The 13,468-nt window shown below is 62.0% G+C and carries 13 protein-coding genes, 1 tRNA gene, 1 pseudogene and 2 riboswitches; all 15 genes and pseudogenes read right to left on the bottom strand.

The annotated features are described in order from the left end of the window. Positions 1–10: 10 nt before the first annotated feature. Positions 11–625, bottom strand: coding sequence for an NAD(P)H:quinone oxidoreductase (gene wrbA, locus FO488_RS05865; protein WP_149209695.1), 615 nt, complete (start codon positions 623–625; stop codon positions 11–13). 188 nt (positions 626–813) lie between these two features. Next, positions 814–2,805 (bottom strand): FUSC family protein, encoded by a 1,992-nt coding sequence (locus tag FO488_RS05870; protein ID WP_149209696.1) that lies wholly within the window; start codon positions 2,803–2,805, stop codon positions 814–816. After that, entirely contained in the window at positions 2,802–3,266 is a 465-nt protein-coding gene (locus tag FO488_RS05875; RefSeq protein ID WP_149209697.1) for a MarR family winged helix-turn-helix transcriptional regulator, read from the bottom strand. The genes FO488_RS05870 and FO488_RS05875 overlap by 4 nt, the downstream gene beginning before the upstream one ends. A 250-nt stretch (positions 3,267–3,516) precedes the next feature. Next, positions 3,517–5,499 (bottom strand): hypothetical protein, encoded by a 1,983-nt coding sequence (locus FO488_RS05880; protein WP_149209698.1) that lies wholly within the window; start codon positions 5,497–5,499, stop codon positions 3,517–3,519. A 137-nt stretch (positions 5,500–5,636) separates the two neighbouring features. Next, a riboswitch (cyclic di-GMP riboswitch) is annotated at positions 5,637–5,713 on the bottom strand. A 74-nt stretch (positions 5,714–5,787) separates the two neighbouring features. Next, positions 5,788–5,913 (bottom strand): hypothetical protein, encoded by a 126-nt coding sequence (locus FO488_RS20330; protein ID WP_255516547.1) that lies wholly within the window; start codon positions 5,911–5,913, stop codon positions 5,788–5,790. 224 nt (positions 5,914–6,137) lie between these two features. Then, a complete protein-coding gene (locus tag FO488_RS05885) occupies positions 6,138–6,542 on the bottom strand; it encodes a hypothetical protein (protein ID WP_149209699.1) in 405 nt (134 codons plus the stop codon). Positions 6,543–6,622: 80 nt separating this feature from the next. Continuing rightward, positions 6,623–6,883 (bottom strand): hypothetical protein, encoded by a 261-nt coding sequence (locus FO488_RS05890; RefSeq protein ID WP_149209700.1) that lies wholly within the window; start codon positions 6,881–6,883, stop codon positions 6,623–6,625. Positions 6,884–6,907: 24 nt separating this feature from the next. Beyond that, positions 6,908–7,138: an AlpA family transcriptional regulator gene (locus FO488_RS05895; RefSeq protein ID WP_149209701.1), complete on the bottom strand. Its 231-nt coding sequence runs from the start codon at positions 7,136–7,138 to the stop codon at positions 6,908–6,910. Next, positions 7,138–8,142: a replication initiation factor domain-containing protein gene (locus tag FO488_RS05900; RefSeq protein ID WP_149209702.1), complete on the bottom strand. Its 1,005-nt coding sequence runs from the start codon at positions 8,140–8,142 to the stop codon at positions 7,138–7,140. The genes FO488_RS05895 and FO488_RS05900 overlap by 1 nt, the downstream gene beginning before the upstream one ends. A 119-nt stretch (positions 8,143–8,261) precedes the next feature. Then, positions 8,262–8,339, bottom strand: a pseudogene (locus FO488_RS20600) (DUF4102 domain-containing protein); the annotation flags it as partial. Positions 8,340–8,531: 192 nt separating this feature from the next. Further along, positions 8,532–8,629, bottom strand: a tRNA-Sec gene (locus tag FO488_RS05910). A 157-nt stretch (positions 8,630–8,786) separates the two neighbouring features. Continuing rightward, a complete protein-coding gene (locus FO488_RS05915) occupies positions 8,787–10,442 on the bottom strand; it encodes a diguanylate cyclase (RefSeq protein WP_205743367.1) in 1,656 nt (551 codons plus the stop codon). 254 nt (positions 10,443–10,696) lie between these two features. Continuing rightward, positions 10,697–11,050 carry a hypothetical protein gene (locus FO488_RS05920; RefSeq protein WP_149209704.1) on the bottom strand — a complete coding sequence of 118 codons (354 nt, stop codon included), beginning with the start codon at positions 11,048–11,050 and terminating at the stop codon, positions 10,697–10,699. 72 nt (positions 11,051–11,122) lie between these two features. Continuing rightward, positions 11,123–11,198, bottom strand: a riboswitch (cyclic di-GMP riboswitch). Between the two features lie 205 nt (positions 11,199–11,403). Further along, complete coding sequence (locus tag FO488_RS05925; protein ID WP_149209705.1) at positions 11,404–11,733, bottom strand: hypothetical protein; 330 nt, start codon at positions 11,731–11,733, stop codon at positions 11,404–11,406. Positions 11,734–11,956: 223 nt separating this feature from the next. Then, complete coding sequence (locus tag FO488_RS05930) at positions 11,957–13,330, bottom strand: PAS domain S-box protein (RefSeq protein WP_168205919.1); 1,374 nt, start codon at positions 13,328–13,330, stop codon at positions 11,957–11,959. Positions 13,331–13,468: the final 138 nt, after the last annotated feature.

Raw genomic sequence — 13,468 nt, forward strand, 5'->3', positions numbered from 1 at the left:
TCAGGCGGTTCTACTGTTTCAGCTTCAGGGCGATGCGCGCCACGTGGGCGCCCTGGTAGCGGGCGCCGGCCAGTTCGTTGTCGCTGGGCAGGCGTTCCCCCTTGCCCCCGGTGATGGTAGACGCGCCGTAGGGGCTCCCCCCGGTGATCTGGGAAATGTCCATCTGCCCGGCAAAGGCGTAGGGGAGGCCGACCACCACCATCCCCTGGTGGAGCAGGGTCGTGTGGAAGCTCAAGATGGTGGATTCCTGCCCCCCGTGCTGGGTGGCGGAACTGGCGAAGACGCTGCCAGGTTTGCCCACCAGCGTTCCCTTCACCCAGAGTTGGCCGGTGGCGTCCAGAAACTGGCGCATCTGGCCGCACATGTTGCCGAAGCGGGTCGGGGTGCCGAAGATGACGGCATCGGCACCGGCCAGATCATCCACCGTTGCGACCGGAATATGGGCCATGCCTTTCTGGGCCTCCAGCGCCCCCATCATCCCCAACACCTCATCGGACAGGGTTTCGGGCACGCGTTTGATGACCGCCTCGCACCCCGCCACCTCGCGAACCCCCTCGGCAACCGCCTCGGCCATTTTGTAGATATGCCCATACATGCTGTAATAAACGACGAGTACCTTGCACATCCGTTCAATCTCCTCTCACATGGAAAAATATTTGCCACAGAGCCACAGAGGTGACAAATGGCGTATCATGTCAGGGCGCGGTGTCCCCGCCTCGGCGACGATGGTTTCCTCTGCGTCTTGTGGCCTAACTGCCGTTTATAGGTAAAGGATAGCAGGAAACCGGGGCTGCGCAACCGCCGCCCCGGATTTCAGGTGGGGGAGAGCCCCTTTTTCCGCGCCACGAACACCTCGTCCAACTGAAGGTTTCGGGGCCGGTCAGGTGTCGGCGTCTTCGGGGTGAAGGTGTCCAGGTGCGGCTTCATGACCGAGCAGAGGGTGATGGCCGTGCTTTCCAGCACCGTCAGAATCTCCTCCGGCCGCCGGATGGCCGAGGAGAGCTGGAGCATGGTTTCCCGGATGGCGCCGGAGGCCACGAGGGGGATCCCTTCGCCCATCTCATCCGTGCGCAGCCGCTGGAGGCAGCGGGCAATGGCCAGGGCCGCGAGTCCGCCGTCCACAATGGCGCTTAAATCGTTATTCAGCTTTCGGGCATTGGCGAGCATGCCCAGGACCCGGTGATGGGTGCGGGCGCGGCGGTTGTCCACCGTGGCGAGCGAATCCGTGGCCGCCATGACGATCAGGTCGCTGACGATGGCGCTGAGGAACGAACGCAGCCGCCGGGCCGGGTCGATGGGGAGCAGGAAACGGAATGACAGGATGGCGACGCCGATCCCGCCGAGGGCGGCGCAGCCGCCGGCCACATAGGCCGTGGGGGGCGGGACGGCGGGCAGGCCCGGCTGCATGACGAACAGGAAGAAGAGCATGGCGTCCATGGCCCCCATGGCGGTCCGGCGGTGGTACAGGGCGATGGCCCCGGCCATGAGGAACGGGATGCTGACGGCCACCTGCACGAAGGGGGCGCTGGTTCCCGGCAGGATGACCAGCCGGCAGAGGAACGCCGCCGCAACGCCGGTCACGGCCCCGGCAAAGATGTAGGTAAGCAGGACCGCCGGGCGGTCGTGGGTGGAGAAGATGCTGACCATGAGCGACGCCGCCATCATCATCAGCGGTCCTTCCGCCCACCCGGTCGCCTGCCACAGCACCCCCACGGCACCGATGGCGCATGCGGCGCGCAACGCCGCCCGGCCGGCCTCCAGCCAGTCCCGGTTGCGGATGTACAGGTTGGTCGCCGGCCGCTCCGGGCCGTGGGTAGTCGTGTTGTCCCACTCGTCGATGACCAGTTGCAGGGCATTGACCAACTCGCCCATGGCCTCGCCCAACAGCGGCAGATGGGGGCGCGCTTCGGCCAGGAACGCCGTAAGCCGGGCCGTCGCCTGTTTGGTCGATTTATGCTGTTCCAACTGCCGCGCCATCTCTTCCAGGTGCCGGGCCAGTTCTTCCCGCCACGGGGCCTGGTGCGCCCCCTGGAGGGTCAGGTAATCGCCGGCCAGCTTGCCGGCTTCCAGGAGCGAAAGGAGTGAGACGATCAGGTTCCTGATGCGGCGCTTCCGGCGCTTGAGATCGAACGAACCGGCCCAGGCCGCGTCCATGGTCCCCTCGATGTCGGCGATCTCCACAAAGATGTCCTGGCGCAGGGCGTTCAGGTCCTCTTTGCTTCCGCCGCGCAGGAGCAGGGCCACCCACTCCAGGTCGGCCACGGCCACCTTGGCCAGCCGGAACAGCAGCTCGCGTTTGGAATTGCGGTGAGTGAAAAACAGGGTCACCGTGGTGGAAACCACGATGCCGACGATGATGCAGGCGACCCGCCCGAAGACCAGGTCGTGCAGATGGGACGAATTGTTGTAGCCGGACATGGCGATGACCGCGCCGGTGCAGCCGCCGATGAGGGCGCCGTAGGAGCGGAGCCCGTACAGCAGGTTGCCGATGCCGACGCACAGGGCCAGCCAGAGGGCGAGCAGGAGGGTGAGCATGGCGGGCGACGTGGCGGTGAGGAGCATGGCCACCCCGGCCACCGAGCCGGTGGCCGTGCCGATGAGGCGGAAGAAGCTCTTTTCCAGCAGCAGCCCGCGGGTCGGCTGGATGACGATGAGCGCGGTCATGGCCGCCCAATAGGGGCACTCCAGGTGGAGGAAAATGGCCACGACCAGGGCGGCCAGGGCGGCCACGGTCCCCCGGGCCGCCAGCACGATGCGCGGCCACTCGCGGCGGACAAGGCGGCGGAAGTAGTAGCGTCTCGTCATCCCCGCACCTGCTTTCTCACGGCGTTCACCGCGCTTTCCAGGGTGGCGACGTAGCCGTCGAGGCTGGCGATGTCACCGGCGCTGAAGGGGCTGAGGAGTTCACTGTCCAGGGTGGCCAGGGCCTCACGGATGCGGGCTACGGTGGTCTCGCCCGCAGGCGTCAGGCAAAGCCGTTTCGCCCGGCGGTCCGTGGCGTCCTCCGAGCGCTGGACCAGCCCCTTGAGCATGAGGGTGTCCAGGAGGCGCACCAGAGAAGGCCCCTCGATACCGATGGCGGCGGCCAGCTCCTTCTGGCGGACCCCATCCCCCAGGAGGTGCAGGTGCAGGAGGGGACGCCAGGTGGCGTCCGTCAGCCCGGCCGACTGGAAGGTGGTGTCCAGTACCTGGCGCCAGTGCCGGGTCAGGAGGCCGAGACGGAAGAAGAGGTTGCTGCTGTTTATTTGTTTATACGTATTATCCATATGCGTATAGTTAGCATACTACTGAATATATTGCTACCAGTTTTTTGCGATGGTTTGCAGATCGTCCGCAAGCGACGGTTTTGAGGCCGGATGAACGAAAAGCCACCCGGTGAGGGGTGGCTTTTGTTGTGCTGCCGAGCAAGGGGGCAATCTCCGGAATAACGGTCACAGAGGCAAGTATTCCGATGGGGCAACCGTATTTTGGTCTGATTGTCCCCCCTGAGGCCCTGTCCGCGGCAAAATGCCGTAATCAATCGTCGTAGCGTCTCCGGTCGCGGTCGTCGGATCTCAGCGGCCGGTAGATCACGTTGCGTATGACGCTGCTGCTGTTGCCGGCCTGATCCTTGGCGGTGACGGTGATGGTGTACTGCTTGGCGACGGTGAAGGTGATCAACTGCTGGAACCAGCCGTTTTCCACCTCCGGGGTGTAGGTGGTGGTGCCCACCGTGACGGTGACCGTCGCCGTGCCCTGGGTATCCGCGACCTTGCCCCGCAGGTAGAGGCGCGGGTAGCTGGTGGTCATATCCTGGCTCGGGTAGGTGACCGCCAGGTTGAGGCCCGTGTCGGTGGGCGGGGTATAGGTCACGGTCCGCTTGATGCTGGAACTGTTGCCCGCCGGGTCGGTGGCGGTGACGCTGATGGTGTTCACGCCCAGAGCCAGGTTGACGGCGGTGCTGTAGGTGCTGCCGCTGATGGTGGCGGCCTGGGAGGCGCCATCATTGACGCTGACGGCCACCGCTGAGGTCTCGTTCACGCTGCCGGTCACGGTCACAAGCTGCAGGGCGCTGGTGCTGTTGTCGGCCGGGGCGGAGACCGTGACCACCGGCGCGGTCGGGTCGTAGGTCACGGTGCGGCTATCGCTCTTCACGATGCCGGCACTGTCGGTGGCGACCACAAGGATGGCGTTGGCCCCGATCTGGAGCGTCACGGCGGAGCTGAAGGAACCGTCCGCCGCGACCACGGCCGCCTGGCCGTTGACGGTGACCGACTGGATGGCCACCGTGTCGGTGACCGTGCCGCTCACGTTGAGGGTCGGGTTGTTGGTGAACGAGCCGTCAGTAACCGTGGAAACGGTCAGCACGAGATTGGCGGCAGGGGGGATGGAAACGGTCACCGTGGCGCTTTTTGCCGCAGAGACGTTGCCCGAGCCATCCTTGGCCCAGGCGTAGAAGGTGACGCTGCCCGTGGCCGGCGCAGTCACACTGGTCGGCGCGGTGGCGGACCAGCCCGCGTCGCTTGCCGCCGGTGCCGCAGCGCTGGTGGTGATCAGGTAGCCGGTAACGGCCGTGTTGTCCGTGGCGCTCAGGGCGTTCACCGGCACGGTCAGGCTGGTGGTCGATGCCGGCAGGGTGAAGGCGGTGACCGTGGGAGGCGTGGTGTCCGGCAGGGTGATGGTCACGGTTGCGCTGGCGCTGGCCGACACATTGCCCGCCTTATCCTTGGCCCAGGCGTAGAAGGTGGCGCTGCCTGCCGCCGTTGCGGTCACGCTGGTGGGGGCGGTGGCGGACCAACCCGCGTCGCTTGCCGCCGGGGCGGTGGTGCTGGTGGTGATCAGGTAGCCGGTGACGGCCGTGTTGTCCGTTGCGCTCAGGGCGCTCACCGGCACGGTCAGGCTGGTGGCCGATGCCGGCAGGGTGAAGGCGGTGATCGTGGGGGGGGTGGTATCGGCCGGGGCGGTGACGGTGAACGAGTTGGTGCTCACGATCTCGTAGCCGTGGTCGGCGTTGTTCGGGTCTGCGGTCCAACCGGAGCCGAAGGCCGCCGAGCCGGAATCATACTTGTTGCCGTACCACGCCACCTTCCAGGCGTAGGTACCCGGCGTGGCGGGCGCGGCCGCGCTCAGGGTCGCCGGCAGGGTGGTGGCGCTCCCCATGTCGCTGGCATTGCCGGTGGACCGGGCCAGTTCCACCTGATTCTGGTCGTAGAGGACCGCCCGGACCCAACCGCTGCGGTAGCCGCCGCTGATGGTCACGGTGACGGTGGCGCCGGGGGCGTAGCTCGTCGCATTGGTGGTCCCCTTCACGTTGATGTCGCTTTTGGCGCTGCTGGAGTGGACGCCGTGGGCATGGCAGCCGTTACAGGTGGCCACGGCCGGTGCCGTATGGCAGCCGGAACACCCCTGGCTGGTGAAATAGCTCGATTGGGCCTGTGCCTCCCGGCCCCCTATCTGAAATGCCGCAACCAGTGCCAGGGTAAAGACGAAAAATAGTGCTGTTTTGGTGCCGATCTTCATGCGATCTCCTTGTGCCGATTTGTTATCGACCTGACGTTGAACCTTCCCTTGCCAACTCTGTATCCCCATGCGTGCTCCTTTCGTCCGGCCTCCATGATTGGCCACAAAAAAAGCCGGGGCCGAATATCGTGTGATATTTCGGCGACCCGGCTGTCTCGGTGAGACCCTGTAGGCTTTCCGCCCCATCCTCGCGGATGGTTTAGTATTTTCGTGTATCCGGTACTGCTGACTGCTCGATTTTGTTTAGGTTACAAAATCGTACTAAAATAATCAAGAATTTTTTCAGCTTTATTGATCCGGCGGCAAAAGTATCTGCCGCCAGTGGCGCTCGGTGCGCCGGCCCAGGGCGTCGCCGGATCGTGGGGTGGCAAGCGGGGCAATCGCTTCGGGGAGCGGCTGCGTGGCCAGGGGCATGGGGGTAAATGAAAACAGGGAGCCGGCCGTTTCGGCCTGTTCCCTGTCGTTTTAATATGGCGGGCACATGGGAATACAAAAATTAAAGTAACATTCCGTTATTAAAAATAAAAACTAAATAATATTTTTGCACTTACCCAGAAAGTTACCCAAACAATTCCGCCCTTTCAACGTCTCAAGGGTTAGCTGTGGCGGAGCCGACAGCTGGACCCGCTTATTGGCGATCATTCTCCTGTTAGCTGTCGATACTTCTCATTCCACCAGACGACGAGTTCTTGATGCGATTTTAGGTCGATCCATATCATGTTCTCTTCCGCAGCCGGGTCTCCGCCAAAAACAATGGGCTGAACATACCATTTGATTTTCCCAGCATGGCTGCTATCCGTTTCGAGCTGATCCGATTGAAATGTCTTTTCGGACTTTTCGAGATATTTCTGAGCAAGTGGCACAGCCGGAACGCGCCATTGGTCGCCTGCCGGATTCGTAATGATGAAATCGTCCCATCCGAGGATAGCCTTTATCCTGTATCCTAGCAGGTACGTCTCAAGCTTGTACCCCTCAGTGATTTCGGCCTGTTCAGAGTCATCGAACAAAATCAGGTAGTCGTCGCCGATCCAGCCTTCTTTCATTTCCTTATTCCTTAGCCAACGTCGTGGGCGCTGACCTGACGGTCTTATCGGTCAGGTTTAGTGCCCTGGTTGGACAATCCTTAATAATTGACATCAAGTGTTTTCACGTTGCCGTTGTTAATTACGCGTATCGTCGCGTCTTTAACCTCAATGTTTTCAAATTCTTGGAGAGAATCGTTCTTAGGATCATGGGGGAAATGTTTACTCAGTTTGCGCACAAGGTCAAGTTGTCCGGTCGCATACCCAGAGGCAAAACGCGGGCCTTGCATGTTTCCTATAATAAAGCCAAAAGTCGCGCCAATTATAAGACCAACAAAAATTGGTATCAGATTCTTTTTCATAATTGTATTCCGTTCAACAAATGATTATGTTTCTGACTGGTTAAAAAGTTGTCGAATATCAAGAACATTCCAGCAGGTCGTCCGCTCTCCCAATTTTATTGGCTTTGGGTAACGTCCCGACTTCACGCCAGCCCACCACGTCGATTTGCTCACGGGTATGATAGGCGGTATCCCTTTTTTCTTGTCCCCAAGAATTTGCGACAGCCTCACAAGGCCTGTTTCAGGGAGCGGGTTGCAGTTATTTTTTGTTTGCATTATAGACCGCCCCCTTCCTGATCGCAACTGATTCGGCCCAAACGAATGGAGCGTTTTTGAACTTCGCTCTTAAAGTCCCTGTGCCGCCAGTGTCCTTCCTGATTGTCGCCAAGCACCTTGACCGCCTCCGAGCAATCGTCAATGTTAAGCCGAGCGGCAACGGAAGCGAGACACCCGGCAACGTGGGAAACATACCATTCCACCGGGGCGAGCATGTCGCTTTGACCATAACGCCGTACCCCTCCAGCCGAATCATATTGATTCCCGGCCTGCTGCACATGTTCCCACCAGGGGAGAACAGACCTTCTCGCCGTTCTGCCGTTGTCCGGCAGGCGTAAGGAAATCCACTCGCCTGTCAGGTATGCCCACACCCCGCCGATCTTTTGCCAGAGGTCTTCAAGGCTGTTAATTCCAAATTGCCGCAAGAATGGTCGGCGCATCTGGAATTCCACCCGCCAGACTTCGGCTATGTCGTCAGTGTTCCAGATTTCCGCGAACCAGAATTTTGTGCCTTTGGCGTGAATCTCCTTGTCCTTGTCATAGATACGCAGTCGGACAGGAGCGGAGGGAGAGCCGACGTAATAGGTTTCAAGAACATCATGGCGCAGATGAAAGGTCGTCTCTTTGGCCCTCGATACCCGGTGCGTTTCGAGAAAGGGGAGGGTGAGCCCGTCGGGTATGCGGTAATCAACGCACATGTCAACACGGCTGGGTTGGGTGCGTTCTATTATGCCGCCGAAATGGTACAGGTCGATTTCCAGGGTTTCCAGGACATAGGGGAGGCCGTACTTCCACAAGGCTTCTGAATTGACGGAAAGATACCCATTCGGGGAGCCTTCGGCCTTTTCGGTTATGGACAGATATAGGTGATATTCGGGGAACTGAAGATGATAACGGTAATTTGGCGGCTTGCCGCTGGCAAGGTGGATGTACTGCCGTTCATGTGGATTCTGATCCAGGACCCCGTTTGCCTTCATGGCATCCTGTTTCTTTTCATTCAACATTGACATGAAGTCGTTGAATTTGTAGTTCCACAGGATATAAAGTCCCAGATCAATGGAGTCTATCCCGCAGACAAGAAACTCGAAACTGTCTGAAAGTGGATTTTGCGCATGGCGTGTTACAGCCCGTCACCATCCGCCAGCCTGTAGTCCTTATCTTTTGGTTTTGCCGTTTTCACTTGAATGTCAGTAAGTGCCATTGTACACCCCCTGAGTTACCCATGTGATATGGGATGGTGTTACCCATCCATATGGCCAGTTACCCGTAGAGTTACCCAGATACTACCCAGGATTTCTGCAAACATGGTAGCACCGTATTGGACAACTGACAATAAAAAACCCACTATTTCTAGTGGGTTTCAATACTGCATCGGACGGTGCCGGACGATGTATGGCGGAAGCACATGGGAATCGAACCCACCGGGGAGATTTCTCATCCCCCCCACCGGTTTTGAAGACCGGGCGGCCCACCAGCGACCGACGTGCTTCCGAAGATATTGCGACGAGCCTCGGCAACTGGCTCGCAAGATCGGGAGAGGGCTTTCTTATACACTCAGTCGCGGCACTTTTGCAAGCGGTGTTGTAAACGGAGCCCGGCGCGGCGGCGCACCGAAGCGGTGAAATCCGGGGGTGCGTGCGGCAGCAGGTTACTCCACGTCCTCGCACCCCACGGCGATGACCCGGTTGCGCCCCTCCTCCTTGGAGATGTAGAGCGCCTCGTCGGCCGCCTTGTAGAGCTTTTCCGTCGTGCCGAACTTGTCCAGGGAGGCGACGCCGCAACTGAAGGTTGAGTTGAAATACTCCTCGCCAACAGGAAAACCGATGGCGGCGAAGCTTTCCAGGATCTGCTCCAGGAGGTGGCCGGCATCCATGATGCCGCAGTCGGGGAGGATGACGGCAAACTCCTCGCCCCCGGTGCGGCCGACCACGTCGCAGGTGCGCAGCCGCTGCCGGAGCAGCCGGGCCAGGGCCATGAGGACCCGGTCCCCCGCCGCGCGGCCGTACTGGTCGTTGATCTCCTTGAAATGGTCCAGGTCGATCATGGCGAAGCAGAGCGTCTCCTGGCGGCTGAGGGCCTCTTCGATGGCCCGGTCGAGATGCTTCTTGGTGGCGGTATGGTTGAACAGCCCGGTCATGGCGTCCGTGGTCATGGAGGAGCGGATGGCCTTCATGCGCCCGGCCAGGGCGGTGACGGAGGAGATCAGGTGGTCAGGCCTGATCGGTTTGAGCAGGAATTCGTCCCCCCCCATGCGCCGCGCCTCGAACTGGGTGTCCGCATTGGTCTCGCTGGAGAGGAAGATGATCGGGATGCTGAAACAGGTGTCGATCTGCCGGATCGCCCTGGTCAGTTCCGCGCCGCTGCAGCCGGGCATGTGCATGTCCATGAGGATCAGGTCCGGCTTGAACTCCTGGAGCAGGGGAAGTGCTTGCAGGGGGTCGTTGAGGCTTCGGGTCTCCATGCCCGCCTCCCGGAGGGTGAGGGCGGTCATCTCCGTCAGGAGCTGGTCGTCGTCCACGATCATGATCCGGTACGGCGCCGCGGTCTCGCGGGTGGTCAGGGCGTGGAGGGCCGTGCACAGACGGGTGATGTTGACCGGTTTGACGAAATAGGCGTCGGAACCGGCCCGGAGCGCCGCAAGACGGGAGGGGAGGTCGCCCAGGGAGGAGATGAAGACCGTCGGGATCTCCCGCTCCAGTTCGGGGCGGACCTCCCGCATCACGTCGGCCCCGCCCGTGGGGAGACCGGGGTACACCAGGTCCATGACGATGGCATCGGGATGCCCGCCGCGGACGGCGTTGCGGAACTGCTCCAGCTCCCCGAAGGTCACCACCTCGAAGCCGAAACAACCGATCTGGGTAGCCAGGTTCAGGCGCTGCAGGGAATCGTATTCGCAGAGGTAGACAACCTTGCGCTCCATCTCGTGGAAGGTCTCGGCGGCCGCCACCACCTCCAGGGCCTGGAGATCCATGGCCTGGGGCGCGTCGGTGCGGGCCGCCTCGCGCTCCAGGCGGCCGATGAGCTCCTGCACCTGGGGACGCCAGGCGCTCTCGGGGCCCGCCTCTCCCTTGCGCAGCCGCCGCGCCAGGTGTTCCCCCTCCGCGGCCTGGGCGCTCAGGGCGTGCAGACCGAAGTTGGCACTCTCTCCCCGCAGGGTATGGAAGCAGCGGTACAGTTCGTTGACCGCCTCTTTGGCCGGTACCCCTTGGCCCAGGGCGGCATGCGCCTCCCGCACGGCGTCCAGCTTGGCGGGGAGTTGCCGCATGAACGTCTCGCGGAAATTCTTCAGTTTTGTCGCTATCAAGGTTGCTTTGCCGCCCATAATGCCTCTGTCCGGAAAGCAAGGGACCAATGGCCGGGGTAGTGCTCCCCCTAGGCCACAGGCCTCCGTTGCCGGTAAAGATCGTACGGTGGTGCCCCGGTGGGGGCGACCGCCTGCACCTTGTGCTATACCACAACGGCTTTCCATTAACAAAGTCTATTTAAGTGCCCCTAAGGGCGCGGTGCGGGGGCGTGGTGGGGCAGGGGGCGTAACGTGCCGTTCCGGTGGCGTTTGCGCTAAAAGGCGACACCGAGTTTGACGCTGAGGCCGCCAAGGCAGGCGACCTCCTGATGGGGGACGCTGGCCTTGAGCCGGCTCTCCTGAGGATTGGCGCCCGCTTCGTAGATGAAGGTGACCGACACGCGGTCGTTGTAGCGGACCATGACGTTGCCGTCGTCGTCCAGTCCGAGGCGGGCCTTTTTGACGGCAGACGCCTGGGGGTCGGGCTGCTCCCGGAGCTGGTGGTCGGGGACCTGGAGGAAGATCACGTTGTCGGCGCGGGCGGGCAGGGGGGCGAGCAGCAGGGACAGCAGGGCGCACAGGGCAGCGGACAGGGACAGGCGGTGCGTTGCATGGTGGGGTGCTTGCATGCGTTCTTCCTTTTCCGTTTTTACCGTTGCGGACACAAAAAAGCCGGGTCGCCAGTATCATATTCATGATATTTCGGCGACCCGGCTGTCTCGGTGAGACCCGTGGGCTTTCCGTCCCATCCTCGCGGATGGTTTAGTCTTGTCCATATCTTCTGCAATTGTCAGGGATAGGGTACCATCACCCGGGGGGAATGAAATGTGACGCCCGTCACATTTTTGGGGGATGCTCCATACGCCCCCAAGACCGCCGGCCCTCTTCACCCGGCTGCCGGTCAAGCCCCGGGGAGGGCGCAATGGGTTTTCCGCACCTGTGAAAGCCCTGCCCCCCTTCAGCGTACCCGATTTCCCCGCCCTTACCGGCCATGCACCGTATGGTGTCCGCCGTCGCCGGGGCGCATCAGGTCGTGGAATTCCTTCCTTTCGTCCCCCAACTGCCGCTTCAGCATGTCCAGCTCTTCGGGCGTATAGACATCGGTCCCCTTCATGATTTCAGCGTTCAGCCGGTCGATCCGCTGGTTGAGCGTATCGGTCTCGTTGGTGCAGTTCATGGCGACCAGCAGACAGCTATCCTTTTGGGGCGTTGTATCCTGGGGCGTCTCCCCGTCGCCCGCCGCGGCCGCCGGGGCCACCGCCAGGAGCGCTGCGAGCGCCACGGCCGAAAGCACGAGCAATCTCCTTTTCATGACGCACCTCCATTCCCCGTTCCTCTTCCGTATGTCTTTATTGTACTAAAATCGCCCCGGTGTGTAAATGTACCGGCAGGGCATGGCCGCAGCTGCGTTCCCGTCTCCGCTGCCGTGGTTGCGGCTGGTCGTACGGGTACGAGGGGATGGTCTGCATCGCGTACGCCGGCAGGAACCGGAAAAAGGGGGCGTCGACGTCGCTGGCCCCCCGCGGATTCCGGCGCTATATCTGCCGGAGGCGGCTTTCGAGCCTGGCCCGATCTTCCTCGGCCCGTTTGCGTTCGGTAATGTCGCACATCATGACCTGAATGGCCGTTCCCAGCTGATCATCGCCACACGTCGTGCCGATGACCTCGACAATGCGCTCGCCCCCGCCGGCCTGGATAATCCGCATTTCCGTCAGCGTGGTGCTGCCGCCGTGCAGCAGGGTGCCGATCCGTTCGGCCATGACGTCGTGGTACGCCGGATGGACGAAGGCATAGGGTGACCTGCCCACCACCTCTCCCGCATCATCGCCACCGAACAGCCGGATTGCCGCCGGATTGGCGTATTCGATCCTGTCGTCGCGGTGGATGAAGATGGCGGCGGGGGCGCTTTCCACCAGGCTGCGGTAGCGCTCGTCGCTGGCACGGCGGATGGCCTCTTCTTCCGCGCGCGCCGTCGTGGCCTTGACCAGCACCCTGCGCACCGTTTCGATCTCCGCGATAGGGGGGCGCAGACTGGGGGATGCGGCGGGCTCCGTAAGGGAGGCCACCGATCCGGCAAGCTCGCGGCCGGCCAGCATCCCCACCAGAACGCTGATGAGGGTGGCCCCGAGGAGTGCCGCCGCCAGCGCCGCCGATGCGGTGTAGAGCGGCAAACGGTAGGTGTCCCGGTGAACGGCGAGCTGCACCGACCAGGGGGCAACGGCCGATTTGATGACGATGCGGCCGGAATAACCGTCCAGGTTGGGATCCGATGTCCCGCCGGGGGGGAGACGACGGGCGATGACGGCTCCCGTGCCGTCGAGCAGCGTAATGGCAAATCCGGCGGGGAGCGAAAACTCGTCCAGGCGCTCCTGGAACTGCCTGGTCTCCATGATGCTGAGCAGGAGACGGGAGATCCGGCCGTTGCGTTTGACCGGCACCGCCAGGGAGACCAGCGGCGCCTTGTTGATCGGCCCCATGAACGTGTCGCCCACCGCCGGCTTTCCGGTCGCCAGGACGGCCGCCACGGAGGAATGCCCCTTGACCCGGGGCAGGTCGGGCAGCGGGGCGCCGTAGGGCAGACGCGTGTTGAGAATCATGTGGCTCGACAGGTCGGCCAGGAGCACATGGCTGCCGAAATTCTTTAAGAATGCCTGTGATTCCTGGTAAAATTCGCCCAGGCGGTGCGCATCGGTCAGGGATGACGAGGCGGCCAGCATCTGCAGGGCTGCAATCCGGGCATTGAGGAGGCGGTCGAGGGACGCTGCGTAATTGCGCACCAGATTGGCCGCCTCCTGCGCGCGCTGGTCCTGCAATGAGCGGACGCGGTCGAAGGAGAGGTACGCCGCCAGTATGACGAGCGGCAGCACGCAGATGAGAATCAGCCGGGTCTGGAACGATTTGAGGGTCACGCCGGTATCCTTTCCATGGCACGGTGCCGGTTGTGTGGAATTCGCAAGCGAAAGGCCGCACATGGCATAATCGGTATGGGTGAATTATAGCCCAAGGATGTGCGGAATCAACGGGCCGGGGGAATTTTCAGGACGGCG

Source organism: Geobacter sp. FeAm09, from assembly GCF_008330225.1.
In the GTDB taxonomy this organism is placed as follows: Bacteria; Desulfobacterota; Desulfuromonadia; order Geobacterales; family Pseudopelobacteraceae; genus Oryzomonas.

Bases quoted from the DNA above. Each gene is read 5' to 3' on its own strand.
- wrbA (WP_149209695.1), bottom strand. From the start codon at position 625: ATGTGCAAGGTACTCGTCGTTTATTACAGCATGTATGGGCATATCTAC.
- FO488_RS05870 (WP_149209696.1), bottom strand. From the start codon at position 2,805: ATGACGAGACGCTACTACTTCCGCCGCCTTGTCCGCCGCGAGTGGCCG.
- FO488_RS05875 (WP_149209697.1), bottom strand. From the start codon at position 3,266: ATGGATAATACGTATAAACAAATAAACAGCAGCAACCTCTTCTTCCGT.
- FO488_RS05880 (WP_149209698.1), bottom strand. From the start codon at position 5,499: ATGAAGATCGGCACCAAAACAGCACTATTTTTCGTCTTTACCCTGGCA.
- FO488_RS20330 (WP_255516547.1), bottom strand. From the start codon at position 5,913: ATGCCCCTGGCCACGCAGCCGCTCCCCGAAGCGATTGCCCCGCTTGCC.
- FO488_RS05885 (WP_149209699.1), bottom strand. From the start codon at position 6,542: ATGAAAGAAGGCTGGATCGGCGACGACTACCTGATTTTGTTCGATGAC.
- FO488_RS05890 (WP_149209700.1), bottom strand. From the start codon at position 6,883: ATGAAAAAGAATCTGATACCAATTTTTGTTGGTCTTATAATTGGCGCG.
- FO488_RS05895 (WP_149209701.1), bottom strand. From the start codon at position 7,138: ATGCAAACAAAAAATAACTGCAACCCGCTCCCTGAAACAGGCCTTGTG.
- FO488_RS05900 (WP_149209702.1), bottom strand. From the start codon at position 8,142: ATGTTGAATGAAAAGAAACAGGATGCCATGAAGGCAAACGGGGTCCTG.
- FO488_RS05920 (WP_149209704.1), bottom strand. From the start codon at position 11,050: ATGCAAGCACCCCACCATGCAACGCACCGCCTGTCCCTGTCCGCTGCC.
- FO488_RS05925 (WP_149209705.1), bottom strand. From the start codon at position 11,733: ATGAAAAGGAGATTGCTCGTGCTTTCGGCCGTGGCGCTCGCAGCGCTC.